This is a genomic window from Burkholderia sp. PR2, from assembly GCF_052372875.1.
In the GTDB taxonomy this organism is placed as follows: domain Bacteria; phylum Pseudomonadota; class Gammaproteobacteria; order Burkholderiales; family Burkholderiaceae; genus Burkholderia; species Burkholderia diffusa.
Window position 1 is genome coordinate 388,261 of the sequence record NZ_JBQRWH010000002.1, and the last position, 26,378, is coordinate 414,638.

Sequence of the window (26,378 nt, forward strand, 5' to 3'; positions counted from 1 at the left end):
AAGACATGGCGTCATGATCGCGTGCCGCGCTCCGGCACGATTGATCTGTATCAACGGACAAATTCCGGTGTCACGGGCGCGACTCGTCGATCAAGTCATCTGACCAATCGTCTTGCGGAATCGCGTGAGCGACAGCAGGAACAGCACGCAGCCGATCGCGAACAGCGCGGCAAACTGGGTCCACACCGCATCGAGCCCGGCGCCGCGATACAGGATGCGCTGCGCGAGCTCGACGAAATGGGTGGTCGGCGCGGCCAGCATGATGTCCTGCACGACGGGCGGCATGCTTTCGCGCGGCGTCAGTCCGCCCGACAGTAGTTGCAGCGGCAGCAGCACGAGGACGAGCAGCATGCCGAACTGCGGCATGCTGCGCACAAGCGTCGCGAGAAAGATCCCCATCGACGTGGTCGCGAACAGGTGCAACGCCATGCCGGCCACGAACAGCGGCACGGACCCGGGAATCGGCACGTGCAGCGCGCCGCCCACGACGAGCGTCAGCGACGCAACTGCCGCCGCCGCGACGACAAGCCCCATCGACCAGACCTTCGCGAGCATGATTTCCGCCGCGGTCACCGGCATGACGAGCAGATGCTCGATCGTGCCGTGCTCGCGCTCGCGAATCAGTGCGGCCCCGGTGAGGATCATCGACAGCATCGTCACGTTGTTGATCAGCTCCATCAGCGCGCCGAACCAGACTTCGTCGAGATTCGGGTTGAAGCGCATCCGCATCGCGAGATCGACGGGCGGCAAGGACGTGCCACGGTGGCGCCGCACGAAGGCATCGATCTCGCCCGCCACGATCTGCTGGACGTAACCGCCGCCGGTGAACGCCTGCGTCATGCGGGTCGCATCGACGTTGAGCTGGACCGTCGCGTGGCGGCCGGCGAGCACGTCTCGCTGGAAGTCGGGCGGAATGTCGAGCGAGAATGTGTAGTCGCCGTTGTCCAGCCCGCGATCGGCCGCGCCGGCGTCGACGATCGGCGGCGGTGCGAATTGCGGCGGGAAGAACGCCGCCGCGATGCGCGCCGACAGCGGCGACGCATCCTCGTCGACGATCGCGATCGGCACCTTGTGCAGCGTTTCCGGGCGGGCGGTGGCGGCGACGTAGATCGACGCGCTGAACGTATAGATGATGAGCGCGAGCAGGATCGGGTCGCGAGCGAGGCTCCACAGTTCCTTGACCCCGAGCCGGAAAACGACGAGCAGGCGGGACATGGTCAGCGCTCCTGCTTGCGCAACAGCACGCCGGTCATGAACAGGATGACCGGCACGGCCGCGAGCATCGGCCAGAACTGGGACGACAGGTCGGCCAGCCCGAGCGCCTTGTTGTAGACGCCGCGGCTGATCGCGAGCATGTAGGTGGCCGGATAGACGGTGCCGATCCACTTGCCGCTGCCCTCGAGCGACGACAGCGGCGTGAGCAGGCCCGAAAACTGCACGACTGGAATCAGCGTGCCGACGATCGTCATGAAGATCGCGGCGATCTGGCTGCGGGTGAACGTCGACGCGAACAGCCCGATGCCGGTGGCCACGACGTTGAATATCAGCACCGCGGCCGCCAGCGTCGCGAAACTGCCCTTGATCCGCACGCCGAACACGACGTCGGCCAGCACGACCATCAGCAGGAAGTTCAACATGGCCAGCATGACGTACGGCGCCTGCTTGCCGAGCAGGAATTCGGCCCGCGTGACGGGTGTCACGTAGAGGTTGACGATCGACCCTAGCTCGCGTTCCCGCACGACGGCGAGCGCGGTCAGCATCGCGGGCAGCATCAGCAGCAGCATCGGCATGATCGCCGGAATCATCGCCGGCAGGCTCTTGACGTCGGGGTTGTAGCGATAGCGGATCGCGATGTCCACGGCCGGGACGAGCGACACGCCGAGCCGGCGCTTCGCCTGGTCGCGCAGCCAGTTTTCGTGCATGCCGGCCACGTAGCCGCGGATCGTCTCCGCGCGCATCGGCATCGCGCCGTCGACCCATGCGCCGATCTCCACGCGGCGGCCGCGCGCGACGTCGCGCGCAAAACCGGGCGGGATCTCGAGCGCGAGCGACAGCTGGCCGTTGCGCATGCGGCGCTCGATGTCGCGGTCGTCCGCGAGCGGTGCGCGCGGCACGAAGTAGCGGGAACCGGCGAGATTCTGCGCATAGTCCTGGCTCAGGATCGACTGATCGCGGTCGAGCACCGCGAACGTCAGGTTGTCGACGTCGAGACTGATCCCGATGCTGATCACGCACATCAGCACGAGCGAGCCGAACAGCGCCAGCGTCGCGCGCAACGGGTCGCGTCTCAGTTCCAGCACTTCGCGCCACAGATAGCTGCCGGCGCGCGCCGGGCTGAACCATGCGGCCGCATGGCCGGCGCCGGCCGCAGCGGGCGGCGCGGCGAGCCAGCCGGCGTCGGACGGCGCATCGGCCGTCGTGCCGTCCGAAGCGCCCGCGCCATCCGCTTTCTGCGCGTCGCTCAGGTAGCCGATGAACGCGTCCTCGAGCGTGGCCGCGCCGCGCAGGCGCACCAGTTCCTCGGGCGCGGCGCTCGCGAGCACGCGGCCCGCATGCATCAGCGAGATGCGGTCGCACCGCGCGGCCTCGTTCATGAAGTGCGTCGAAATGAAGATGGTGACGCGATCGTTGCGCGCGAGCTCGATCATCAGCCGCCAGAAGTCGTCCCGCGCGACCGGGTCCACGCCCGACGTCGGCTCGTCCAGGATCAGCAGCTCGGGCTTGTGCACCATCGCCACCGCGAGGGACAGCCGCTGCCGCATCCCGAGCGGCAGGCGCTCGGGCAGCGCGTCGAGTGCGTCCGTGAGCCCGAAGCGCGCGATCATTTCGGTCACGCGTGCGGGCACATCCGGTTCCGGTACGCCGAACAGGCGCGCGTGCAGCACGAGGTTTTGCCGGACGGTCAGTTCGCCATAGAGCGAAAACCCTTGCGACATGTAGCCGACGCGCCTGCGCGTGTCGATGTCGTTCGCGGTGATCGGCCGGCCGAACAGCGTCGCCGTACCTTCAGACGCGGGCAGCAGGCCGGTGAGCATCTTCATGGTCGTCGACTTGCCGCAGCCGTTGGAGCCGAGAAAGCCGAAGATTTCGCCGCGGCGGATCTGCAGGCTCACGTGGTCGACCGCGACGAAATCGCCGAACCGCATCGTCAGCGCGTCGGCCTCGATCGCGTAGCCGGCCGCCTGATCAGGCTGGAACGGCTCGATCACGACCGGCTGGTGTCCGCGCCGGCGGGCCTCCGGCAGCAACGCGATGAACGCGGCTTCCAGCGTGTCGCAACCGGTGCGTTCGAGCAGCTCGCCGGGGCTGCCGGTTGCCAGCACGCGGCCCGCGTCCATCGCGATCAGCCGGTCGAAACGTCGAGCCTCGTCCATGTACGCGGTGGCGACCAGCACGCTCATCGCCGGGCGGGCGGCGCGAATGCGTCCGATCAGCTCCCAGAACTGCGCGCGCGACAGCGGATCGACGCCGGTCGTCGGTTCGTCCAGGATCAGCAGGTCGGGATCATGGATCAACGCGCAGCACAGGCCGAGTTTCTGCTTCATGCCGCCGGACAGCTTGCCGGCCGGGCGATCCAGGAACGGCTGCAGGCCGGTGCTGCGCGTCAGCGCGTCGATCCGGCGGCGGCGCTCGGCGGCATCGTGGCCGAACAGTCTCGCGAAGAACTGCAGGTTTTCCTCGACCGACAGCGTCGCGTACAGGTTCCGGCCGAGGCCTTGCGGCATGTAGGCGATGCGCCGGCATACTCGCGCGCGATGACGGCGCGACGACAGGTCGCCGTCGAGCGTCCATACGCGGCCCTGCTGGATCGCGCGCGCGCCGGACACGAGCGCAAGCAGGCTCGACTTGCCGACGCCGTCCGGCCCGATCAGCCCGATCATGCAGCCGGCGGGGATGTCGAGGGTCACGTCGTCGAGCGCGTACTTGTCGCCGTAGCGCAGCGAGACGCCGGACAGCCGGGCGACCATGCGCGGCTCGGCCGACACCGGCGAACCGTCGATCGATCCCGCATCCGTCTCGACGGGCGTCGTCGCATTCATTGCGGCACCCTGATCGCGAGGCGATCCGGCCAGCCCGCGTGCGGATCGGTCTTCAGCCACGCGACGCCCGGCAACCCGGTCTTCACGAGTTTCAGGTGGCGCTGCAACAGATCGCGATCGATGCGCGCCTTGACCCGGAACATCAGCTTCTGCCGCTCGGTGGCCGTCTCGACCGTCTTCGGCGTGAACTGCGCGGTGCTCGACACATAGGACACGCGTGCGGGAATCACGTATTCCGGTGCCGCATCGAGCACGATCCGCACGTCGGCGCCGAGCGGGACCCGGCCGACGACCGCTTCGGGCAGGAAGAACGTCATGTAGACGTCGGACAGGTCGACGACGTTGAGCACCTTGCCGCCTGCCGGCAGGACTTCGCCCGACTCGGCAATCCGGTACTGGACGCGCCCGTCGCGCGGCGACGTCAGTTCGCTGTCCGAGATGTCGGCCTGCACGCGCGCCACGGTCGCCTGCGCGGCCGTCACGGCCGAGCGCGCCGCGACGAGCTGGGCCCGGGTTGCGTCGACGGCGGCCTGGGCCGCTTCCACCTGGGCGCGTGCGGCGTTCACCGTCGCGCGCAGGCTGCCGGCGCGCGCGCGATCGTCGTCCAGTTCCTGCATCGATGACGCCCCGTCGCGCGACAGCGTTTCGGACCGCGCGAGCCGCCGCGTGGCCGCGTCCAGCTCGCTCTCCCGTTGCACGACGACGGCCGCGGCCGCGGCCTTGTCGCTGCGGCGCTGCGCGACCTGCGCGTCGACGCTCGCCGCGGTGTTCACCGCCTGCTGCTCCCGCGCCCGTGCCTCGTCGAGCTGCGCCTGCAGGACGACGACGTCCATGCGCGCGAGCGGCTGGCCGGCCGTCACGAAGTCGCCTTCGTCGACGAGCATGGCGGTGACGCGCCCCGGCAGCTTGGTCGCGACGTCGATTTCGGTCGCCTCGATGCGGCCGTTGCCGCTGACGAGCCCCGCATCCGTCTGGCCGTCGCGCCAGCGCGTCCACCCGTAGTACGCGAGGCCGATCGCGAGCACGGCCGCACCGACACCGATCAGAAGAGGGCGCGGGATGGTTTTCATGGTGTGTTGTCCGAGTCTGTCGAAAGGGGAGCCGTTGCCGCGGCGGTCTTGCCGGTGTCGATCACGCCGCCGCCGAGCGCGCCGTACAGCGCGACGCGGCTCGAGAGCAGCGCACGACGGGTCATGACCAGTTGCTGCTCGGCGTTCATCAGGTCCCGTTGCGCATCGAGCACTTCGAGGAAGCGGGTCGCTCCGCTGTCGTAGCGCAGCTTCGCGAGGCGTGCCCGCTCGGCCTGCGACGCCAGCGTGGCGCGCTCGATGGCGACCTGATCGGCCAGCCAGTGGCGCGCCGCGAGCGCATCGGACACGTCACGGAACGCGCGCTGCAGCGTCTTCTCGTACTGCGCGAGCGCCTCGTCGCGTTGCGCGTGCGAGAGCGCGAGATTCGACCGGTTGCGGCCGCCGTCGACGAGCGGCAGCGTGACGTTGGGAATCACCGACCACACGCCCGCTCCGGACGACAGCAGGTCATGCAGCGCGCTGCTTCCCGAACCGATCGCGCTCGTCAATGCGATGCGCGGAAAGAATGCCGCGCGCGCCGCGCCGATGTTCGCGCGGGTCGCGTCGAGTTCATGCTCCGCCGCGATCACGTCCGGACGCCGGGTCAGCAGCGACGAAGGCAGGCCGGGGGCGAGCGACGGCAGCACCGCACCGTCGTCGAGCGCGAGCGGCGTGGCGGCCAGCGCGGGCGGCGCACCGACGAGCAACGCCAGCGCATCGGCCGCCGCCGCGCGGGCTTGCTGCAACTGGACGCCGAGCGATTCCGCCTGCTGCAGCAGGATCTCCGATTGCGTCAGGTCGAGGCGCGAGATGGCGCCGGCCGCGTGACGGAGCCGGAAGATCCGCAGCGATTCACGGCGTGTGTCGATCGTCGCGCGGGTCAGCGCGATGCGTTCGTCGATCTCGCACAGCGTCAGATACGCGTCCGCTACGCCGGTGACGACGCTCAGCGTCACCGCCTGCCGGGCCGCATCACTCGCGAGGTAGCGCTGGAGCGCCGCTGCTTTCAGGTTGCGCACGCGGCCCCAGAAATCGATCTCCCATTGCGTTTCGGCCAGCTGGACTTCATAGACCTGGCCGATGACGGGTGCCGGGGAGAGGAAGCCGCCCGGCGTGCGAAACCGTGCATAGGCCGCGCCTGCACCGATCGTCGGCCATTGATCCGCGCTGCGGATGCCGTAGACCGCGCGAGCCTGCTCGACGCGTGCAACCGCCGCGCGCAGATCCCGGTTGTTGGCGAGCGCCTGCCCGATCAACGCGCGCAGGCGCGCGTCGACGAAGTAAGCCTGCCACTCGGGCACGGGCGCCGCCGCTGTCGCGTCGGCGGAAGGATCCGGAAAGGATGCGGGAATCGGCGCGACCGGACGCTCGTCCGGTGGCGCAAGCGACAGGCAGCCCGACAGCAGCCCCATGCCCGCCGCGAGCGCAATGGCACGCAGGCGCCGCATGGCGGCAGGATGAAAGCGAACGGGAGGCGCGGCAGCGCGCATGGGATGCCTCGTCGAATACGAAAATGCAGGAATACGGGATGGCGCAGCCCTCCAAGCGTCGCCGATTCGGATTCACTTATATCCGACGAATGCCGGGTTTCCCCTTGATCTGTGTCACTCGGGCGGGAATGCGTTTCGAGCGGCCCCTCGCTTGACGCGCGGGTCGCCGCGTGCCTCGGCCGGTTTCGTGATGGCGTGCCGGACCGAACCACGCGGTGCCCGTCACGGGCGGTCGCCCGGCCTGAGATTGAGCAGCACGACGAACGCGAGGATGCTGGAGATCAGCGTGACGATCGAGTACCGGAACACTTCCTCGTCGAACAGCATCCCGTGAACGATGCCGACCAGCGACGCAATCGCGATGAACACGCTGAGCGTCGCGAGCATGATGCGGTACTGCTTGTGGATCATGACGGTCTCCCGGAAAGCGGTGGACGTCGACGGTCATACAAATGCGAAACGTCCGTGTTGCTGCGGTTTTCGCGACGCCGGCGGATTCATGATCGCGTCGCGCCTCGTCGCGCGGTTGATCTGCATCAACGGGCAAACCGGCCATCGCCTGCCCGCCAGACTCTGCCGCCAGCCCGCCTTTGATTGATCCTCGTCAAGCCGCCGGCGCGGCCGTGGGCGATGCTGAACACGGTGTCGCACGCATTCGCTCGCGAGCTTTGCGGCCGGCACGGGCCGACGGGAGACCGACATGAAGTCCGATGCAGTACTCAAGCAGGATGTCGAGCAGGCGTTGTTCTGGAATCCGGCGATCGATGCGCGCCGGATCGACGTCGAGGTCCGCGACCGGATCGTGACGTTGCGCGGCACGGTCGACAGCTGGGCCCAGAAGCTCGAGGCGCAGAAAACGGCACTGCACATCGCCGATGCGCGTGCGCTGGTGCTCGAGCTGAATGTCGACCCGCCGGAGAACGCCTGCGCGGACCAGGAACTGGCGATCGCAATCACGTTCGCGCTCGGATGGCAGGATGCGCTGCGCGATCACAAGATCGGCGTCGAGGTCGATCACGGCTGCGTGACGCTCGACGGCGAAGTCGATCATGCGTATCAGAGCCGGGCAGCGGAAGCGATGGTGAGCCGGATGATCGGCGTCGTCGGCGTGGCGAACCGCATCCGGGTGCGCGCCGACCATACGGTGCCGGACGTCGGCGTCCGGATCGCCGAGGCGCTTGCGCGTCGTGCGCAGCGCGAAACCGCGGGAATTTCGATCGACGCAACCGACGGCATCGTCACGCTGACGGGCACGGTCGCGTCGCTGGCCGAAAAGCGCGCCGCATGCGGCGCGGCCGGGTCGGTGAAGGGGGTCCGGCAGGTCGTCGACCGGCTGACCGTTTCCTGACCCGCTTGCACGTGCTGTCTACTACCAGGAGAAACAGCGATGAACCGTTCGCATACCGGCCCCGGCCGAAACCATCTGCGCCGCGACAAGCGCATGCAGCCGCATACGAAGGACAGTTACCGTGATCCGAAGCGGCCGACAGGCGACCACATCTGCGAAGGCTGCGGCGCGGTCTGCGAGGCGGGCCGCTGGACCTGGTCCGCGACCACGCTCGACCGGCGCCAGCTCGAATGCCCGGCCTGCAAGCGCATGCGGGAAAACGTGCCAGCGGGCGAGCTGGTGTTGAACGGCGAGTATCTGCGCGCGCACCGGTCGACGATTCTCGAGTTGCTGGAGCGTCAGGCCGATCTGGAGACGAGCGAGCACGCGCTCGAACGCATCATGGACATCGAGAAATCCGCCGATTCGCTCATCGTTCGAACGACGGGCATGCATATGGTCCGCCGCCTCGGCGAAGCGTTGCTGCATGCGCACCACGGCGATCTCAAGATCAACTATCGCGACGGCGAGGACGTGCTGCGAGCGCACTGGAAGCGCGACGACGCATGAGCGGGTGGTAGTCCACCGGTCAGGTTCGATCCCATGAAAAAATCATTCGACTACTCCGGGTTGCTGATCCCGATCGCGTTCGCCGTGCTGGTCGCGGTTCAACTGCTGGCGCGCCAGCCGGCGGCGACGTCGATTTCCTACAGCGATTTTCACCACCTGGTGGACGCACGGCTCGTCGACGATCTCGAGATCGGCCAATCGTCGATCTCTGGCACGCTGCGCATGCCGGCGGCCGGCGCCGCGCTGCCCGCGTCCGACGCGGCCGAGGTGAAGGAAGCCGGCCCGCCGTGGCGCTTCACGACGAATCGGGTGAGCGACGAAGGCCTGGTCGCCACGCTGACGACTGCCGGGATTCGCTACCGCGGCGCGACGGATACGGGCTGGATCGGGACGCTCGCGTCATGGATATTCCCGTTGATCGGCTTCGTCCTGATCTGGAATTTCATGATGCGAAGGCCAGGCGGGATGAGGGACCTGAGCGGCATGGGCAAAAGCCGCGCCCGCGTGTACGTGCAGAAGGAAACCGGCATCACGTTCGACGATATCGCGGGCATCGACGAGGCGAAGGCCGAGTTGCAGCAGATCGTCGCGTTCCTGCGCAACCCCGAACGCTACCAGCGGCTCGGCGGCAAGATCCCGAAGGGCGTGCTGATCGTCGGTGCGCCCGGTACCGGCAAGACGCTGCTGGCCCGTGCGGTCGCCGGCGAGGCCGCGGTGCCGTTCTTCACGATCAGCGGCTCGGCGTTCGTCGAGATGTTCGTCGGCGTCGGCGCGGCGCGTGTGCGCGATCTCTTCGAGCAGGCCCAGCAGAGCGCGCCGTGCATCGTGTTCATCGACGAGCTCGATGCGCTCGGCAAGGCGCGCGGTGTCGGCCTGATGTCGGGCAACGACGAGCGCGAGCAGACGCTGAACCAGTTGCTCGTCGAGATGGACGGCTTTCAGGCCAATTCGGGCGTCATCATCATGGCCGCGACCAACCGGCCGGAGATCCTGGATCCCGCGCTGCTGCGCCCCGGGCGTTTCGACCGTCACATCGCGATCGACCGGCCGGACCTGATCGGGCGCAAGCAGATCCTGGCCGTGCATACGAAGCACGTGAAGCTCGCGCCGGAAGTCGACCTGGCCGAGCTGGCGCAGCGCACGCCGGGCTTCGTCGGCGCCGATCTCGCGAACGTCGTCAACGAAGCCGCGTTGCATGCGGCCGAACTGGGCAAGCCCGCGATCGGGATGGCCGATTTCGACGAAGCCATCGATCGCGCGATGACCGGCATGGAGCGCAAGAGCCGCGTGATGAACGAACAGGAAAAGCGGACCATCGCGTACCACGAGTCGGGGCATGCGCTCGTCGCGCAAAGCCGCGCGCACTGCGATCCCGTGAAGAAGGTGTCGATCATCCCGCGCGGAATCGCGGCGCTAGGTTACACACAGCAGGTACCGACCGAGGATCGCTACGTGCTGCGCCGGAGCGAATTGCTTGATCGGCTCGACGTATTGCTCGGCGGACGCGTGGCCGAGGAGATCATATTCGGCGACGTGTCGACCGGCGCGCAGAACGATCTCGAACGGGCGACCGCGCTGGCGCGTCACATGGTGATGCAATACGGAATGAGCGAGAAGGTGGGCCTCGTGACGCTCGACGATGGCGCACGCCAGGGCGCGGCGCCGGGCGTGTGGACGCCGGGCGACGGTCACTGCAGCGAGCACACGGCGCAACTGATCGACGAAGAGGTGCGCGCGCTGCTCGAGGATGCGCATGCGCGGGTCACGGTAACGCTCGGCGAGCAGCGCGATGCGCTCGAACGGATCGCGCGCAGCTTGCTGCAGCACGAATCGATCGATCACGACATGCTGGTGGCGCTCATCGCGCCGGCGGACGATGCCGGCGACAAGCCCCGGCCGGCGGAAACCGACTCGGAAACGACCACGGGCGTCTCCGCCTGAAGGAACGACCGCCGCGATCGCGCCCGACGCCTGCCGTCGGCTATCGTTATCGTTCAACAACCGATGCAGACAGGGCCGTCGCGCCGCGCGTGCGCCGCGTCATCGGTCACAACCGACGCGAGCCGCGGATCGGGCCGGAAAACCGTGATGCCCTTGAGCCCGTCGCGCCACGCCTGGAAGAACAACGCGTCGACCTCCGCGAGCGAGCACTGGCCGGGCATCGTCACGGTCTTCGAGATGCCGGCGTCGACACACGGCTGCAGCGCCGCGAGCATCGCGACATGATCCTCCGGCGCGATGTCCGCGGCCGTGACGAAATAGCCCGGCAGCTTGACGCTCTCGCCGTGCAGCTCGCGGAACAGCCGGTAAGCGTGATTCTCCGCACGAAACGACCGGACCTGCCCGTCGGCGGTGCGGACCGTGCGACGCTGCGTCCAGCCGACGGCCGGCTCGATCCCGTTCGAGCAGTTGTCGCAGAACGCGAGGCTCACGCTGCCGGCCGGCGCGAACGACAGCAGATGGCTGTTGCGCAGCCCGTGCCGCGCGATCGCGTGATGCACCTTCAGCGGCAACAGCGTGCGATATGCGGGCCCGGTCAGATAGGCGGCCGGGTCGTAGGCCGGAAACACGCCGCGCTCGGCTGCAAGCGCGGCCGATGCGGCAAACGCATGCTCGCGCATCGTCAGCACGATCCCGCGTGCGAGCGTGCGTGCCTCCACGCTGTCGTAGCGCAGCCGCAGCATCGTCAGCGCGTCGGCCAGCCCGGTCACGCCGACCCCGATGCGCCGTGTCCGCCGCGCCTCGTGCTCGTGCGCGGCGAGCGGCCACGCGGTCAGGTCGAGCACGTTGTCGAGCATGCGGACCTGGATGCGCACCGCGTCGGCGAGTGTCGCGAAGTCGAAGCGCGGCTTCCTGTCGACACCGAACGGATGTAGAACGAACCGCGACAGGTCGATCGGCCCGAGCACACAGCTGCCGTACGACGGCAGCGGCTGTTCGCCGCACGGGTTCGTCGCGTCGATCCGCTCGTGCTCGCGCAGCGGATTCGCGTCGCGGATCGTGTCGAGGAACAGCAGCCCGGGTTCGGCGCTGTCGCGCGCGGCATTGACGATCTCGTGCCAGAGCGTGCGGGCCTGAACCGTCGCGTAAAGGTAACGTCCGTCCGGCCGCCGGGGCGGTGTGCCGGATACGTAGCCTGGCGGTGCGTGATGGACGAGCGCCCATGGCAGGTCGTGCCGGACCGCCTGCATGAACGCGTCGGTGACGCCGACCGACAGGTTGAACGTCGGCCAGCGCGCGCGTCCGCGCTTGGCCGCGACGAATGCGACGAGGTCCGGATGATCGCAGCGCAGCACGCCCATTTGCGCGCCCCGGCGCGGGCCGGAAAACGGCAGCGCCCCGCACATCGTATCGAAGCGGTCAATCGCCGCGCATGCGCCGCGCCCGGATGACAGGCGCCGTTCGTACGCGTCGGCGGGCGGTACCGGCGAGAAGTCGTAGCCAATGCCGCCGCCCATCGCCAGCGTGACCCGTGCGTCGTCGAGCGCATGCGCGAGCGCTGCGTCGAGGCCATGAACGGGCGTGTCCGCCGGAATCGCGAGCGGATGGACGAAGCAATTGATCATCGTGCCGCCGGTATGCGCGCCGGCATTCGCGAGGATGCGGCCCGCGCCGATCGCGCCACGCTGCAGGTTCACGAAAAACGCGCGCTCCACCTGTGCACGGAGCTCGGCCGGCTCGGCAAGCGACAGTGCACGGGCGACGCGATGGAAAACGGCCGCGCGCGACGTCTCGCCGGGCTGCGCGTAGCGTTCGGCGAACACGGTGGTGCAAAGCGGCTGCTCGTCCATGACGGGGCTCGGCGACGATGAATGACTCACTGTAGGAGCCTGCCCGAACGTGTCGTTGATCGAGCGCAACCGTGTCCCTTCGCGACATCGCTTGACGGCGGTCAACGCCGTCACCGGCGTCGAACGTAAGGTGGAGGCACGGCCGGCACGCGGCGGTTGCCGCGAATCGCCGCGCCGTCGCGCCAGCCATCGACTGCGAACCACGCACATGACCGATATCGTTACCGTTACCTTGAACCCGGCCGTCGATGTCGCGACGTCCGTCGAGCACATCGTCGATACGCACAAGCTGCGCTGCGCACGGCCGCGGCGTGACCCCGGCGGCGGCGGGATCAACGTCGCCCGAACCATTCACCGCCTCGGGGGCGACTGCGTCGCGCTGTACCTGGCAGGCGGGCCGACCGGCGACGTATTGACGCTGCTGCTGGAAGCCGAGCGCCTGCCGGCCGTGCGCATCAGGATCGCCGGCGAGACGCGAGAGAACGTCTGCGTGACCGAGACCGCGACCGGGCGCGAATACCGGTTTCTGATGCCGGGGCCGTTGGTCACAGAGGCCGAGTGGCGCGACTGCGCAGCCCGCATCGACGCCATGCAACCTGCGCCGCGCTATCTCGTGCTGAGCGGCAGCCTGCCGCCCGGCGCGCCCGACGACCTGTATGCGACGCTCGCGCGGACGGCACGGGCAAGGGGCAGCCGGGTCGTGGTCGATGCGGCGGGCCGGGCGCTGCAAGCGGCCCTCGAGGCCGGTGTTCATCTCGTGAAGCCCAGTCTCGGCGAACTGAGCGCGCTGGCCGGCGAACCGCTCGACGACACGTCGGCATGCCGGAAGGCGAGCGAACTCGTGGCGCGCGGGCAAGCCGACATCGTCGCGTTGACGCTCGGTGCGCGCGGCGCATGGGTCGTCACGCGCGACGGCGCGCTGCGCCTGCCCGGCAGGCCGGCAGCGGTGTGCAGCACGGTCGGCGCCGGCGACAGTTTCGTCGGCGGCATGGTCTGGGCGCTGGCGCGCGGCGTGCCGTTCGACGAAGCGTGCCGCTATGCGCTGGCGGCATCGGCTGCGTCGGTCGAGCACCCGGGCACGGCGCTGTGCACGCGCGACGACGTCGAACGGATTCATGCCGAACTGGTTGCGCAGTCAAGCTGACGACCAGGCGGCCTGACGCGCGCACGATCGCGTCCCCGTACGATCAATCGTTGATCTGGCTCAGCGGTTTTCGCGCCGCGATCGCGAAAAATGGGGCAGCCATTCCACGAGATCTTCCATGGCCTTTCGCCTGCTCGCCTGCCTGCTCCTGTTGTCGTGCGTGCCGCCGGTTTCGTCCGCCGACGTCGCGACCGTCGATTCGCCATCCCAGCGTGTGCTGATCCTGGTCTACCACCGGTTCGCCACCGCGCGACTGGATTCGATGACGGTCCGTACCGAAACGTTCCGCCACCAGCTTCAGGCGATCGAGGCGAACGGCTACCGCATCGTGCCGCTCGCCGACGTCGTGCGCTGGCACGGCGGCCAGGCCGATGCCGTGCCGGCGCGAGCGGTCGCGATCACCGTCGACGACGGCCATCGCTCCGTCTACGACGTGCTGCGCCCATTGCTGGCTGCACATCCCGTGCCGGTCACGCTGTTCATCTATCCCTCGGCCATTTCCAACGCCAGCTATGCGATGACATGGGACCAGTTGCGCATGCTCGGGCAGTCCGGCGGGTTCGACATCGAGTCCCACACGTACTGGCATCCGAATTTCCGCACCGAACGCGCCCGACTCACGCCGGACGACTATCTGCGCTTCGTGTCGTTCCAGTTGAGCCGGTCGCGCGAACGGCTCGAGTCCGAAACCGGCCAGCCGGTCCGGATGCTGGCCTGGCCGTTCGGCGTCCATGATGCGCAGACCGACCAGTTGGCCACTCGCCAGGGCTACATCGCGGCATTCACGCTCGATGCGCGCCCCGTGCGCGTCACCGACCCGGCAATGGCGCTGCCGCGCTATCTGATGACGGACGCCTGCGACACACGATGCATGAACGGATTGCTGAGAACCGCCGGGGGAAGTCATGATTGAACGCCTGATCGCCTGTCTGCTCGTGTCGCTCGCCGGATTCGCCGCCCACGCGGCGCCCGTCACGATCACCGTCGTCGATGCGACGAACGGGCACCCGCTGGCCGGCGCGATCGGCCATGCGTCGGGCGCGAACCGTACCGCGGATCGAGATGGCGCGTTTTCACTGGAGATCGACGCGGCGGTTACACGCCTGAGCGTGCGTGCGCCGGGCTACGCGCGAACCGAAGTCACACTGGCACCCGCCGTGGGCGCACAAACGATCCGCATGACCCCGATGCGTCCGAAAGCCGTCTATCTGTCCGCTTACGGCGTCGCGGACCGCACGCTGCGCGAGGCGGCGCTGTCCCTTCAGGACACGACGGCGATCAACGCGCTCGTCATCGACGTGAAGGGCGACAGCGGCGTGACGCCATATCGCAGCCTGGCGCGTGAGATATCCGGTGCCGCGAGCAATGTCGCCGGTGCCATCGTTCGTCCGCCAGATCTGCCGGATCTGCTGAGGACGTTCCACGCGCGCGGTCTCTACCTGATTGCCCGCATCGTCGTGTTCAAGGACGACCCGCTGGCTCGCGCTCATCCCGAGTGGGCCGTGCGCGATGCGGCCGGCGAGATCTGGCAGGACCGCGAGCATCAGCGCTGGATCGACCCGACGTCGCGCGCGGCCTGGCAACACAACTACGACGTCGCGGAAGAGGCCGCCCGCATGGGTTTCGACGAAATCCAGTTCGACTACCTGCGTTTTCCCGACGCCAACGGCCTCCGGTTCGCCGAGGCCAATACCGAGGCCAACCGGGTCGCGGCGATCACCGGATTCCTGATCGGTGCGCGGGAACGGCTGCGTCCGTACAACCTCTACGTGTCGGCGGACATTTTCGGGTACGTCTGCTGGAACAGCGACGACACCTCGATCGGGCAGCGGCTCGATGCGCTCGGACCGGTCGTCGACTATGTGTCGCCGATGCTCTATCCATCGGGCTTTACGTGGGGCTTGCCCGGCTGCCGGAAGCCCACCGAACATTCCGGCGAGATCGTCGCACGGTCGCTGGCCGAGGCGAAGCGCCGGACCGGACTGGACGGTGTCCGGTTTCGGCCGTGGCTCCAGGCGTTTCGCGACTATGCGTTCGATCGCCGGCCGTTCGATGCCGACGAGATCCGCGCACAGGTCGATGCGGCCGATGCGGCGGGCACGGACGGCTGGATGCTGTGGAATCCGCGCAATCGCTACGATCCTGCCGCGTTGCCGCGCTGAGCGGCAGGTGCGGACGGGCGCGAACGTGCACGAGTCGAATCGATCATGCCGTGGAATGACGAGCGTTATCCGCCCTCGATGCGGAATCTGCCGCCGGCGGTTCGCGGCAAGGCGATCGAGATTGCCAACGCGCTGCTGCGGCAGGGGCGCACCGAGGGCAGCGCGATCCGCATTGCGATCGCGCAGGCGAAACGGTGGGGGCGTGCGCGTGCCGTCTTGCGGGGCCGCGGGTGATGGTCGAGTCGACGAATGACTGAGCGACGGCCCTGCCGTCGATACTAGGCCGAATACCGTGCCGGGCATTCGCGCCCGGCCATCGCCGGATGCAGTCGCGCGGCCAGAACGCACGCCATCAGCATGACGGCGACCGCGATGCCGTGCGCCGGGTTGCGCAGGCACGACGCGACCTGCTCGCTTCTCCCCACACCGAACAGGCACCACAGGCAGAAATGCTCGCAGTTGTTCGTGAGCAGCCGGTATTGGCATTCGCCAAGGCGCGAGGCGGCGCGGCGCGCGGCTTCCGTTCCGTCGTACAGCGTGCGCGCGTGGCGAATGACCGCGAACCCGAAGCCGGCACGGAAACCGTCCAGGGTGACGACCTCGACCGGTCCGACGCTCGCATGGCGTGACCATCCCGCGTAGTGAATCACGTTGCCGTCGCCGATGTAGATCCCGTGATGGAGATAGCCGGGGCGGCGGGTCACGAGGTGGGCACCGACCGGCGGTTCGCCATCCAGCGTGGCGTCGTCGGCGTGCGCTGCGGTCGAATCGATCATCGCGAGCTCCTCGGTTCTGCGGCGGCGGGGCGGAAGAGTCACGCGCGGGCCGCGAAACACGTTGCGTCCTGTCACGTCTCCAGTATTGACAGTGAAGCCGCACGGGACAATCAGCGTGGCCTGAACTTGCTGTCCGACATCGGGCCGCCGTGTCGGAAATTTCCGACGGGGCATGCAATATCGGCTGACAGCCGTCACGGACGATTGCGCCGTCGGTATCCCGCTCCCCGTGTTTTCAGGCGCGCCGCGCGGGCAGATGAGGCGCGATGACTACTCGTTCGGCTTCGACAGGCGCGCACTTGACTTGAGTCAACGGGAAATCGACGTTCCGCGCGACGCTGACATCGTCGTCGACGCAAATGCGCGACGTCACCGCACGCAGCCCGTTCCGCGACCGGACGGGCGGCATCGCAGCCATGCGTGCTCAATCAGGAGAGTGAAGATGTGGACCGGAACCGTGAAGATGCTGCTGGCAGCCTGTCTGCTGAACATCGGTGCGAACGTGCTGGCTCAAACGTCGACCGAGCCGATCGTGCGCAACGGTGTCGCTTATATCACCGGCGGAATCGGCCAGGACGAGGTCACTGCATTTCGCGATGTCGCGCCTCGCTACAACTTGAGGATCACGTTCGCATCGAAGAGGGGCCATTATCTTTCCGATGTCGATGTCACGCTGTCGTCCGGCAAGTCGACGATTCTCGACGCACGCACGATGGGCCCGTTCCTGTTCGCGCGCGTGCCGCCGGGGCGATACACCGTGTCCGCGCACGACAGGGCCGTTCAGGAAGTCCGGCACGTCGTCGTACCGGCGCGCGGCGCCGTCGATGTGCGCTTTTACTGGCACGACCCCGAACGACAGGGCGCGATACGTCTGTGTGGCGAATGTTCCGGATCGCAGGAGCAACCAGCCCGCTAGCCGCGCGTTTTTCGCTCAGGCGCCGCGCGGCGGGAATGCGCGGCGCTCGCGTCATCGACGTGGCAGGCCTCCGCACGCAGCTCGACTCCGGCGATGCGCTCGGCACGAAGGAATGGATGCAGTGGAACAGGCTCGATCGCTACGATCCCGCTGTGCTGCCGCGCTGACCGGCGCGCTGCTGTTCATGCTTGCATCAGCCGGTGCGCACGCGGAATCCGACACGGCCGCGGCTCGGCAGCAGACCGCCGCGATCGACGAGGCGATCGCCGCCGAGATCGCCGATGGCCATCTTGCCGGCGCGGTAGTCGTGACGGGCGACGCGGACGGCGTGCGGGTGCGCGTCGCGCGCGGCCTGCGCGTGACGGGCGAGCACGTCGAGGCGATGACGGCCGATACCGTCTTCGATCTTGCGTCGCTGACCAAGCCGGTGGCGACGGCGGTCGCGATCATGCAGCTCGCGGAGCGCGGCATGCTGAGCCTCGACGCGCCGGCCGCGCGCTACTGGCCCGCGTTCGGCGCGCACGACAAGGCCGGCATCACGATCAGCCAGTTGCTCGCGCATGTATCGGGGCTGCCGGCCGGCGTGTCGTCGTCCCGGGCGCTGCGCAGCCGCGCCGCCGTGCTGGCCGACATCGTCGCGATGACACCCGGCGCGCCGGCCGGCACACAGGTGCGCTACAGCGACGTGAACTACGTGGTGCTTGGCGAGATCGTCGAGCGTGTGTCGCACCGGCCGCTCGACGCGTGGTGCGCCGCGCATGTGTTCGCGCCGCTCGGGATGGCGAGCACCGCATTCCGGTCACCGGCGCCGCTGTTCGCGCGCGTGGCACCCACCACCGTTCGCGATGGCCGTCTGCTCCGGGGAAGCGTCCACGATCCCATCGCGGCCGCGATGGGCGGCGTTGCCGGCAATGCGGGCCTGTTCGCGAGTGCGGACGATCTGGCGCGCTTCGCGCGCATGTTGCTTAACGGCGGTTCGCTCGGCCCGGTGCGCGTGCTGACGCGACGCAGCGTGGCCGCGCTCGAGACGCCGACCACGCTCGACGCGGAAGGCGACCTGCACACGCCCGGCTGGGCGGTCGGGCCGCCGCTCGTCGCGAACCGCTACCGGCTACCGCCGGTCGGCGCGCTGCAACACCTCGGCTACACGGGCACGGCGCTGTGGATCGATCCCGTGACGCGCCGCTTCGCGATCGTGCTCACGAGCCGGCTGTACCCCGACGAAACCGGCACGGCCATGCCATTGCGCGCGCTCGTGCTCGGCATCGTCTCGAGCGAGGCCGCGCCCGTGACGTCGTCGTGGATCGCGACGCGCGTGCCCGCGATGGCGGCGGCGCTCGCGCAGGTCGCCCGGTTGCCGGCATCGCGCGGGCCGGTTCTGGCCGGCATCGACGTGCTCGCGGCGAGCGGCTTCGCGGCCGTCGCAGGCAAGCGCATTGCGCTCGTCACGAACCACAGCGGCTTCGACCGGTTCGGCCGGCGCACGGTCGACCTGCTCGCGCAGGCACCGGGCGCGCGGCTCGTCGCCCTGTTCGCGCCCGAGCACGGGCTCGGCACCGACGTCGACGAGACCTACGGCGACACGGTCGACGCCGCGACCGGTGTGGTCGTTCACAGTCTCTACGGCGATCGCCGCAGGATCGCACCCGCACTGCTCGCCGATGTCGACGTGCTGGTGCTCGACCTGCAGGACGCAGGCGTACGCTTCTTCACGTACCTGGCCACCCTCGGTTACGCGCTCGAGGCCGCCGCCGCCGCGCATCGCCCGGTGCTCGTGCTCGACCGCCCGGACCCGCTGGGCGGCGATGTGGTCGGCGGCCCCGTCGCCGATGCCGGGCCGGCCACGTTCACCGGCTATTACCCGTTGCCGCTCCAGCCCGGCATGACGCTCGGCGAACTGGCGCGACTGTTCAATGACCGCCTGCATATCGGTGCGGCGCTGACCGTGGTGCCGATGGCGAATTACGTGCGCGCGATGCGCTTCGGCGATACCGGGCTCGGCTGGGTGCCTCCATCGCCGAACCTGCGCGATGGCGCCGCGATGTCGCTGTACCCGGAGACGGGGCTCATCGAGGGAGCGGCGGTCAGTGTCGGGCGCGGCACCGAGACACCGTTCGGCGTGGTCGGCGCGCCGTGGATCGACGGGCGCATCCTCGCGGGCGATCTTCGCGCGATGAGGCTGGACGCGACGTTCTCGGCGGTCCGCTTCGTGCCTGCGGAGGGGCCGTATCGCGGCAAGGTATGCGAAGGGGTGCGCATCGAACGGCCGCCCGGCGCGGCGCGGCCGGGCGAGATCGGGCTGGCGCTCGCACTGGCGCTGCACCGGCGTTATCCGGCGCGGTTCCGGATCGATGCGATCCGTGCATCGGTCGGTTCGCGCGAGGTGGCGGACATGCTGGAGGCGGGGCGGTCGCTCGACGAGATCGAGCGCGTGGTTGTCGCGCAGGATGCGGCGTTCGCGCCTGAGAGAGCAGCATTTCTGCTGTACTGAACGGATGGAAAACAGGCGGCGGACGTGCATGGCATGCGTGACGCATGCCATGGCGCGACGTGCGGAGAATGGGCGGCAGAATGCCGGAACGGGCGCTCGTTTCGGTCGGACTCGCGGTGGAGCGTCTGCGCACCATCGTGGCGGGCACCGATCGGCGTGCGCGTCGCGCGGCTGTCCACGGGCGCACGCTCGCGCAACTGCACGCTATTCGTGCGCCTCGGATTGCGTGGCAGGACCGGCCGGATGTTCATCGTGCCGTTTGCCGCGGCCTCGCTGCTTGCGTCCCGTGTCTTCGAGCATTCTCGTGACGTTGCTGAAGGCATTGCGCAGCGCGACGTAGACGTCCTCGTCGTGTTCTTTGCTGGATACCAGTTGATGTCCGGGAATCGTGATTTCGATCCGGATATTGAACGGTTTCCCCTGATGATCGCGCTTCTCGTCCAGCACGACATTGACCCTGCAATGCGAGATGTCCTGCCGGAATCGATCGAGTTTGGATACATGGCGGGCGGCTTCCGCCTCGAGCGCGTCCGAGCGCGGCATGCCTTGAAATACCAGTTCGTAAGGTGGCTTCATTGTTTGATCCGTTGATGGTTGATGAATGCCGGTCGTGCCTCGTCGTGCCGGCGGTCCAGAGATTCCGATTCAGAACGTGGCGATCTGAAGAGCGACATCGAACGCGATGACCACTGCCGAGCACAGAACACCGAGCGTCATGTTCGCGAGCCGATGCCCGACGTCCGGATGCTTGCCTGACCATGCCGTAATGAAGAACAACCCGTCGAGAATCACCTGCAATGCAAATACGAACAGCATCAGCGTGAACTCGTAGCCGGCCTGCGGCAGTTGCGCAAAATTCCAGCCATGCCGGCTCACCCAATAGCTGATCCGATACACCTCATATCCGGCCAGCAGCAAGGGAAACACGTAGGAAACGAAATAGGTCGGCAAGGTCGCATGCCGAAACTCGGGTAGGAATTGATGTCCGGTCTGCATGGTTGCCTCCCAACCTGAACGCGTACGTCAGGACGATGTCGTCCACGTTTTCAGCCTAGGCTTCCGGGGCGACCGCCGCTTGACACGCATCAACGGCGACTTTCATAGACCGCGTCGGCCCGCGGAAACGCGACGATTTCATCGAGAGAGTGTCCAGGCCAGGGCGTAACGCGGACGACAAGGTTTGACCAACATCAACGGCGTGTGTACGGCACCCCTTCATTGTGAATGCGAGCCTGACGCGGTTACGACCGGCATCGGTCGACCGATCGGCGATATGAGCGCCCCATGATCGGCTGGAAGAGAGCAATTACGATCGTGCCATCGACGCGAAACCGATCCGCTGAACCTGCAATCCGACAGGAGACCGACATGAAGTCCGATGCGAAACTCAAACACGATGTCGAACAGGAACTGTCCCGGGATCCGGCTGTCGACGCGCGCCAGATCGAGGTCACGGTGCGCGACGGTACAGTGACGCTGCTGGGCATGGTCCCGAGCTGGGCGCAGAAGTTCGCGGCGCAGAAGGCGGTCCAGCGCGTCGGCGGCGTGCGTGTGCTGCTGCTGGAACTCGAAATCGCCGCGCCGGCAGCCAGTCGCTCGGACGCGGAACTGGAAGCCAGGATCATGTCCGCGCTCGACTGGCAGGAAGCGTTGCAGGACCAGTCGATCCGTGTCGAGGTCGACCATGGCCGCGTGACGCTCGACGGCGAAGTGGAGTGGGGTTTTCAGCGTCAAGCGGCAGAGGCGCTGGTGAGCCGGATGGCCGGCGTCGTCGACGTCGCGAACCGCATTCAAGTGCGCGCCGCCCATACCGCGCAGGACATCTGCGCCGAGATTGCCGATGCGTTGGCTCGCCGTGCACAGCGAAAAGGCGCGGCGATCTCCATCGAGGTGGCGAACGGTGTCGTCACGCTGACCGGCACGGTCGATTCGATGGCGGAGAAGCGCGCCGCGTGCGGTGCGGCATGGTCAGTGAAGGGCGTGCGGGAAGTTGTCGATCATCTGACGATTGGATGACCTGACGGATAACTGAATCATTATTCAGTAGCACTGACGCAATACGTGGCTTGAATCAACACCCGGCTCGATGTTTCCTGTCACCGGCATCCAGGGTTGGATCGACAGCCCTGCGGCAGCGGTGGCGCCTGCGGCTCCGCTGCCGACATGAATTCCGCCTATCACGCTGGCGAGTCGTACGAGATCCACCGGCGGCACGCGCATGGCTCAGCCGAGTTCGGCGCCCCAGTTTCCCGATTGTGCGGCACCCGGTGACGCGGCCGTGCCTGGGCGATGCGCGATCATGCAATCGGTCGTGAGCAGCAGCGACGCGACCGAGATCGCGTTCTGTAGCGCCGAACGCGCGACCTTGACGGGGTCGACGATTCCGGCAGCAATCATGTCCCCATATGTCGCCGTCGCCGCGTCATAGCCGAACGCTCCGGTTGCGACATCGACCGCGTGTACGACGGCCTGCGCGTCCGCTCCGGCATTTTCGGCGATCTGACGCAGCGGGGACGCTAGTGCGTCGTGCACGATCCGCGCGCCGGTGCGCTGCACATCCGTCAGGTATGTGCCATTGCCTACGAGCGCGCGCCGTGCACGCAGCAATGCGACGCCACCGCCCGGCACAATGCCTTCCTCCATCGCGGCGCGCGTCGCATGCAACGCATCCTCGAAGCGATTCTTGCGCTCGCGCAGCGCGGTTTCCGTCGCGGCGCCGACGCGAATCACCGCGACGCCGCCCGCGAGTTTCGTCAGCCGGCGCGTCAGCGCGTCGCGCTCGTATCCGGCCGGTGTCGCCGCGATACGTGTACGCAACGCCTGGACGCGGTCGTCGATGTGCTGGCGTTCGCCTCGTCCGGCGATGACGGTCGTCGTCTCGCGCGTGATCTCGACGCGCCGCGCGGCACCGAGATCGTCCAGCGTCGTGCGCTCGAGTGTCCTGCCAGCCTGAGCGGAAATGACCGTCGCGCCAGTCAGCGCGGCGAGGTCGGCAAGCTGCTCGGTGCGTGCCTCGCCGAATCCGGGCGAGCGGATCGCGCACGATTTCAGCGTGCCGCGCAGGTGGTTGACGACAAGGGTCGCCAGCGCTTCGCCTTCCACTTCGTTCGCGACGACGAGAAGCGGCTTGCCGGTGCTGCTGAGCGCCTCGAGTACCGGCAGCAGTTGTGCGATCGCGCTGATATTCATGTCACAGAGCAGGATGCGCGGCTCGTCAAGGACGACGCGATGATTGTCCGAATCGACGAACAGCGGCGACAGATAACCGCGATCGATCAGCGAGCCGTCCACCGTCTCGAGCTCGTCGTCGAGCTTGGTGCCGTCCTCGATGCTGATCGCGCCGTCCCTGCCCACACGCTCGACGGCCTGTGCGACAAGCGCGCCGATCGTGCTGTCGCCGCTGGCTGAAATCGTCGCGATCTGGCGCATCTCGTCCGCGCTCGCGCACGGTTTCGACAAGCGGTGCAGTTCGGCGACCACGTCGCGGCCGGCCGCTTCGATCGCGCGCTTGAGCGCCATCGGATCGTGCCCGGCAGTGACGCACTTGATGCCTTCGGCAACGATTGCCTGTGCCAGGGTGGTGGCAGTGGTCGTGCCGTCGCCGGCGACTTCGCTCGTGCGGGTCGCCACTTCGCGCAACAACTGGGCGCCCATTTCCTCGAACGGGTCGGGCAGGTCGACAGCGCCGGCGACGACGACGCCCGAGTTCGCAACCAGCGGCGCGGCGCCGGCCCGCTCGACGATCACGTTGCGGCCGCCCGGGCCGAGCGTGATCTTGACTGCCTCGGCAATCGCGTTGACGCCTTTGAGCAGCCGTTGGCGAGCATCCTGGTGAAAGACAAGCGATTTTGCGGGCACGATACACCTCCTCTGCGACGAAGCCGGGCACGACGCGTCTCGGGACCGGCGCCGATACGGATATTCCACCTGCCGGCGCGTCGTGCCGATTGACCTGGGTCAACGAGCGCAATGCGTTTAGCACCGCGTGTGCTTGCCCAAGCGCCTTCGGTCTCTCGATCCTGAGCGTTGATCTCTGTCAATTGCCGCGGTCATCACCAATCGAGAATGACAGAAACAAGATCGAGGCATCGTTCCAGAAAGGCATTCTGACGGTCACGCTGCCGAAGACGCCGGAAACGCACAAGGCCGAGAAGAAGATCGAGGTCAAGGCAGGCTGAAACAGGTTGCGGGCATCCGCCGACGCATGCCGGGGGATGCCGGTGCACATGCTTTCCGTATTCCTCTCGATCGCTCGATCATGCCGTGAACCACCGACATTCGGACGGTCGATGAAAGGCGATCCTGCATTCGCCATGCATGCAGAGCCGATAACCGGGATATCGGCCACGGCGCCATTGCGCCAGTGGTTGCACCGTCGCGTGCAATCCGCCCACACGGGACCGATGTTCTTCAGATCGCCCGCGCGTCATGGCGAATGGATTCAACGGACGCACGCGCCACCCGACAAGCGTGCATGAGGGAGGTCGTCATGTATGCCGGCAAGGTTCTCGTCGTGTTCTATTCGCGCACCGGCACGACCCGCCGGGCCGCGTCCGCGTTGGCCGAGATGCTCGACGCCGACGTCGAGGAAATCGTCGTGACGCGCGATCGCGCGGGGCCGTTCGGCTATCTGCGTTCGCTCGTCGAGGCAATCAACCAGAAGCCGGCAGAGATCGTCGCGGCGAAGCGCGACCCGTCCGCGTACGATCTCGTGGTGATCGGTTCCCCGGTCTGGGCAGGCTGCGTATCGTCGCCGGTGCGGGCGTATCTCGTCGCGAATCAGCGGCGCCTGCCGCATGTCGCATTCTTTTGCAGCTTCGCGCAACGTGGTGCGGATTCCGCACTAACGCAAATGCGGACGCTGGCACGCAAGTCGCCGCTCGCCGAATGTCGCGTGACGCCGCGCGAAACGTTGCATGGCGATGCCAGCCCGATTCTGGCGGCATTTGCCGAACAGGCAGCGCGCAGGCTGGCGGAAGCGGTCGCAACGCCTGCGGCGCGCTGAAGCATGCGCGGGCGCACGGTTCCGTGCGCCCTCGTGTAACGGTGCGGCGGACGTTCCGACGCCGGCGCAAACGCCAGCTTGCGCGATGGACCGGCCTCAAGACACCGGTCGGTGTGCGTCTGCGGCCGCGAGATAGCCGACGATATCGTCGAGCGTAACCAGACGACCATAGTCGCGCTCCGGGATCTCCACCTTCAGCCGCGCATGAAGGCCCGTCAGAAAATTGAGCCAGTCCATCGAATCGAGATCGACCTGACTGCGCAGCGGACGATCCGCACGAAGCGTCGACGGCTCGAGTTCCTGCGCGACGGATGCAAGCGTTTCCAGTACGACCGAAAGGATGTCTGCATTGTTCATCGGTTCAACTCCTCGGGGTGCTGCAGCAATTCACCCAGCTCAACCAGGAACAGCGCACCGCGATTGCCGTCGGATACGCAGCCGCGATAACCCGTCTCGTTGCCGGAGAGCGCTCTCCGGGGCGTGCCGGCCGCAGGCAAACCCGCCGCCGCGATCGCCCGTTCGACGTCCGCAAGCGTCACCGAGCCTGTCGGGTCGGTGCCCGTGACACTGTCGGGATCGACCTGGTGCTGCTGCGCAAGCTTGCGCGCGGCTGGCACATCCGGGATCGGGGGCGCCACGTGTTGCCCGTCCGACGCCCGATTCGACCGTGGCCGACACTTGCGTCGCAAGTGCAAAGAACCGGTGATCGCGGATCACGACGCCGCTTGAACGCCTGGATCGCCGCATCTGCGGTGCAATCGGCTGTCGGTTGACATCGCTCAAGCTTGCCTCGGGTTTCCGAGTGAAGCATTCATCTTGCAGGCCAGCCGGTCTCAGTGAGTGCGCGCAGCTTTTCGCCGCAGACGAGCCGGCGAGGGGCCAACGCATTGAAGGAGCACCTTATGCGAGCGCGTGACGTGATGACGACCGCGGTCATTTCCGCCAGTCCGGAGATGAGCGTTCAGGAGACCGCAAAGCTGCTCGTGGAGCACTCGATCAGCGCGGTTCCAGTAATCGATGCGGACGGAAAGCTGATCGGGATCGTCAGCGAAGGCGACCTCGTGCACCGTGTCGAAATTGGCACGCATGCCAGGCGCCGCTCCTGGTGGCTGGAGCTTCTTGCGTCCAGCCGTGAATTGGCCAGCGAGTATGTAAAGGAACACGCGCAGACCGTGAAGGACCTGATGACTGTCGACGTCGTCACGGTCGCCGAGGACACGCCGCTGTCCGAAGTTGCCGAATTGCTGGAACGGCACCGCATCAAGCGCGTGCCAGTCGTCGACAACGGCAAGGTGGCAGGCCTGGTGAGTCGAGCCGATCTCGTGCGCGCGCTTGCCAGCGAGACGAACGACAAACGGAAGTCGGTCGCGCATGCGGACGTCGAGATACGCGAGGCGATACTGAATGCGATGTCTGGCCAACGCTGGGCGCTAACGCGAGGCCAGATCATCGTCAGGAACGGCAGGGTACATCTATGGGGCGTGATCTTCAGCGAAGAGGAGCGCAAAGCGGTGTGCGTGGCAGCCCAGACTGTACCGGGCGTCAAACAGGTGATCAGCCATCTCGTCTATCCTCTTACGCTTCCCTCGATGTAAA

25 protein-coding genes are annotated in these 26,378 nt (G+C 67.4%); 13 read left to right on the top strand and 12 right to left on the bottom strand.

Annotation, left to right across the window (positions count from 1 at the left end; all coding sequences use genetic code 11):
* Positions 1-90: 90 nt before the first annotated feature.
* The 5 genes from ACT2FV_RS13355 to ACT2FV_RS13375 form a co-directional block, all read right to left on the bottom strand.
* Positions 91-1,215 carry an ABC transporter permease gene (locus tag ACT2FV_RS13355; protein WP_174907425.1) on the bottom strand — a complete coding sequence of 375 codons (1,125 nt, stop codon included), beginning with the start codon at positions 1,213-1,215 and terminating at the stop codon, positions 91-93.
* Positions 1,216-1,217: 2 nt separating this feature from the next.
* Complete coding sequence (rbbA, locus tag ACT2FV_RS13360) at positions 1,218-4,040, bottom strand: ribosome-associated ATPase/putative transporter RbbA (protein ID WP_444504071.1); 2,823 nt, start codon at positions 4,038-4,040, stop codon at positions 1,218-1,220.
* Positions 4,037-5,110 (bottom strand): HlyD family secretion protein, encoded by a 1,074-nt coding sequence (locus ACT2FV_RS13365; protein WP_444504072.1) that lies wholly within the window; start codon positions 5,108-5,110, stop codon positions 4,037-4,039. The genes rbbA and ACT2FV_RS13365 overlap by 4 nt, the downstream gene beginning before the upstream one ends.
* The gene (locus ACT2FV_RS13370; RefSeq protein WP_444504073.1) at positions 5,107-6,600 is read right to left on the bottom strand and encodes an efflux transporter outer membrane subunit; all 1,494 of its coding nucleotides are present in this window, start codon (positions 6,598-6,600) and stop codon (positions 5,107-5,109) included. The genes ACT2FV_RS13365 and ACT2FV_RS13370 overlap by 4 nt, the downstream gene beginning before the upstream one ends.
* 222 nt (positions 6,601-6,822) lie before the next feature.
* A complete protein-coding gene (locus ACT2FV_RS13375) occupies positions 6,823-7,011 on the bottom strand; it encodes a DUF2964 family protein (RefSeq protein ID WP_059602737.1) in 189 nt (62 codons plus the stop codon).
* Positions 7,012-7,300: 289 nt separating this feature from the next.
* Here ACT2FV_RS13375 and ACT2FV_RS13380 point away from each other — a divergent pair, with 289 nt between their 5' ends.
* Genes ACT2FV_RS13380 through ftsH form a run of 3 tightly spaced genes read left to right on the top strand, consistent with a single transcriptional unit; the run spans position 7,301 to position 10,438 of the window.
* A complete protein-coding gene (locus ACT2FV_RS13380) occupies positions 7,301-7,948 on the top strand; it encodes a BON domain-containing protein (protein ID WP_124625235.1) in 648 nt (215 codons plus the stop codon).
* Between the two features lie 39 nt (positions 7,949-7,987).
* Positions 7,988-8,497 carry a BCAM0308 family protein gene (locus ACT2FV_RS13385; protein WP_151048692.1) on the top strand — a complete coding sequence of 170 codons (510 nt, stop codon included), beginning with the start codon at positions 7,988-7,990 and terminating at the stop codon, positions 8,495-8,497.
* A 33-nt stretch (positions 8,498-8,530) separates the two neighbouring features.
* Positions 8,531-10,438: an ATP-dependent zinc metalloprotease FtsH gene (gene ftsH / locus ACT2FV_RS13390; RefSeq protein ID WP_444504074.1), complete on the top strand. Its 1,908-nt coding sequence runs from the start codon at positions 8,531-8,533 to the stop codon at positions 10,436-10,438.
* A gap of 53 nt (positions 10,439-10,491) precedes the next feature.
* Here ftsH and ACT2FV_RS13395 read toward each other — a convergent pair whose 3' ends face one another.
* Positions 10,492-12,288, bottom strand: coding sequence for an adenosylcobalamin-dependent ribonucleoside-diphosphate reductase (locus ACT2FV_RS13395; protein WP_444504075.1), 1,797 nt, complete (start codon positions 12,286-12,288; stop codon positions 10,492-10,494).
* A gap of 208 nt (positions 12,289-12,496) precedes the next feature.
* Here ACT2FV_RS13395 and ACT2FV_RS13400 point away from each other — a divergent pair, with 208 nt between their 5' ends.
* The 4 genes from ACT2FV_RS13400 (at position 12,497) to ACT2FV_RS13415 (ending at position 15,828) form a co-directional block, all read left to right on the top strand.
* Positions 12,497-13,432: a 1-phosphofructokinase family hexose kinase gene (locus tag ACT2FV_RS13400; protein ID WP_444504076.1), complete on the top strand. Its 936-nt coding sequence runs from the start codon at positions 12,497-12,499 to the stop codon at positions 13,430-13,432.
* A gap of 118 nt (positions 13,433-13,550) precedes the next feature.
* Positions 13,551-14,345, top strand: a complete 795-nt coding sequence (locus tag ACT2FV_RS13405) for a polysaccharide deacetylase family protein (RefSeq protein WP_444504077.1) — start codon at positions 13,551-13,553, stop codon at positions 14,343-14,345.
* A complete protein-coding gene (locus tag ACT2FV_RS13410; protein ID WP_444504078.1) occupies positions 14,338-15,594 on the top strand; it encodes a putative glycoside hydrolase in 1,257 nt (418 codons plus the stop codon). The genes ACT2FV_RS13405 and ACT2FV_RS13410 overlap by 8 nt, the downstream gene beginning before the upstream one ends.
* Before the next feature lie 45 nt (positions 15,595-15,639).
* Complete coding sequence (locus ACT2FV_RS13415; RefSeq protein WP_151048687.1) at positions 15,640-15,828, top strand: hypothetical protein; 189 nt, start codon at positions 15,640-15,642, stop codon at positions 15,826-15,828.
* 44 nt (positions 15,829-15,872) lie between these two features.
* Here the strand turns inward: ACT2FV_RS13415 and ACT2FV_RS13420 are convergent, their stop codons facing one another.
* Positions 15,873-16,370: a lecithin retinol acyltransferase family protein gene (locus tag ACT2FV_RS13420; RefSeq protein WP_124901675.1), complete on the bottom strand. Its 498-nt coding sequence runs from the start codon at positions 16,368-16,370 to the stop codon at positions 15,873-15,875.
* Positions 16,371-16,812: 442 nt separating this feature from the next.
* Between ACT2FV_RS13420 and ACT2FV_RS13425 the strand changes: the two genes are divergently transcribed.
* Entirely contained in the window at positions 16,813-17,286 is a 474-nt protein-coding gene (locus tag ACT2FV_RS13425) for a carboxypeptidase regulatory-like domain-containing protein (RefSeq protein WP_124625208.1), read from the top strand.
* Positions 17,287-17,407: 121 nt separating this feature from the next.
* Positions 17,408-19,777: an exo-beta-N-acetylmuramidase NamZ domain-containing protein gene (locus ACT2FV_RS13430; protein WP_444504079.1), complete on the top strand. Its 2,370-nt coding sequence runs from the start codon at positions 17,408-17,410 to the stop codon at positions 19,775-19,777.
* A 204-nt stretch (positions 19,778-19,981) separates the two neighbouring features.
* Here the strand turns inward: ACT2FV_RS13430 and ACT2FV_RS13435 are convergent, their stop codons facing one another.
* Both ACT2FV_RS13435 and ACT2FV_RS13440 read right to left on the bottom strand, forming a co-directional pair.
* Positions 19,982-20,353, bottom strand: coding sequence for an HPF/RaiA family ribosome-associated protein (locus tag ACT2FV_RS13435; protein ID WP_059602767.1), 372 nt, complete (start codon positions 20,351-20,353; stop codon positions 19,982-19,984).
* A 69-nt stretch (positions 20,354-20,422) separates the two neighbouring features.
* On the bottom strand, positions 20,423-20,773 hold the full coding sequence (locus tag ACT2FV_RS13440) for a hypothetical protein (RefSeq protein ID WP_226117482.1): 351 nt from the start codon (positions 20,771-20,773) through the stop codon (positions 20,423-20,425).
* Between the two features lie 372 nt (positions 20,774-21,145).
* Between ACT2FV_RS13440 and ACT2FV_RS13445 the strand changes: the two genes are divergently transcribed.
* Positions 21,146-21,793 carry a BON domain-containing protein gene (locus ACT2FV_RS13445; protein WP_444504273.1) on the top strand — a complete coding sequence of 216 codons (648 nt, stop codon included), beginning with the start codon at positions 21,146-21,148 and terminating at the stop codon, positions 21,791-21,793.
* Positions 21,794-22,000: 207 nt separating this feature from the next.
* Here the strand turns inward: ACT2FV_RS13445 and groL are convergent, their stop codons facing one another.
* Entirely contained in the window at positions 22,001-23,635 is a 1,635-nt protein-coding gene (gene groL / locus ACT2FV_RS13450) for a chaperonin GroEL (RefSeq protein ID WP_444504080.1), read from the bottom strand.
* Positions 23,636-23,817: 182 nt separating this feature from the next.
* On the opposite strand from groL, the gene ACT2FV_RS13455 reads away from it, so the two are divergent.
* Positions 23,818-23,955, top strand: coding sequence for an Hsp20 family protein (locus ACT2FV_RS13455; RefSeq protein WP_444504274.1), 138 nt, complete (start codon positions 23,818-23,820; stop codon positions 23,953-23,955).
* 296 nt (positions 23,956-24,251) lie between these two features.
* On the top strand, positions 24,252-24,782 hold the full coding sequence (locus tag ACT2FV_RS13460) for a flavodoxin family protein (protein WP_444504081.1): 531 nt from the start codon (positions 24,252-24,254) through the stop codon (positions 24,780-24,782).
* A 96-nt stretch (positions 24,783-24,878) separates the two neighbouring features.
* Here the strand turns inward: ACT2FV_RS13460 and ACT2FV_RS13465 are convergent, their stop codons facing one another.
* Positions 24,879-25,139: an acyl carrier protein gene (locus ACT2FV_RS13465; protein ID WP_444504082.1), complete on the bottom strand. Its 261-nt coding sequence runs from the start codon at positions 25,137-25,139 to the stop codon at positions 24,879-24,881.
* Positions 25,136-25,420 (bottom strand): E3 binding domain-containing protein, encoded by a 285-nt coding sequence (locus tag ACT2FV_RS13470; protein WP_244108017.1) that lies wholly within the window; start codon positions 25,418-25,420, stop codon positions 25,136-25,138. Before ACT2FV_RS13470 ends, ACT2FV_RS13465 begins: the two co-directional genes overlap by 4 nt.
* Positions 25,421-25,684: 264 nt before the next feature.
* On the opposite strand from ACT2FV_RS13470, the gene ACT2FV_RS13475 reads away from it, so the two are divergent.
* Positions 25,685-26,377 carry a CBS domain-containing protein gene (locus ACT2FV_RS13475; protein WP_151048677.1) on the top strand — a complete coding sequence of 231 codons (693 nt, stop codon included), beginning with the start codon at positions 25,685-25,687 and terminating at the stop codon, positions 26,375-26,377.
* Position 26,378: the final 1 nt, after the last annotated feature.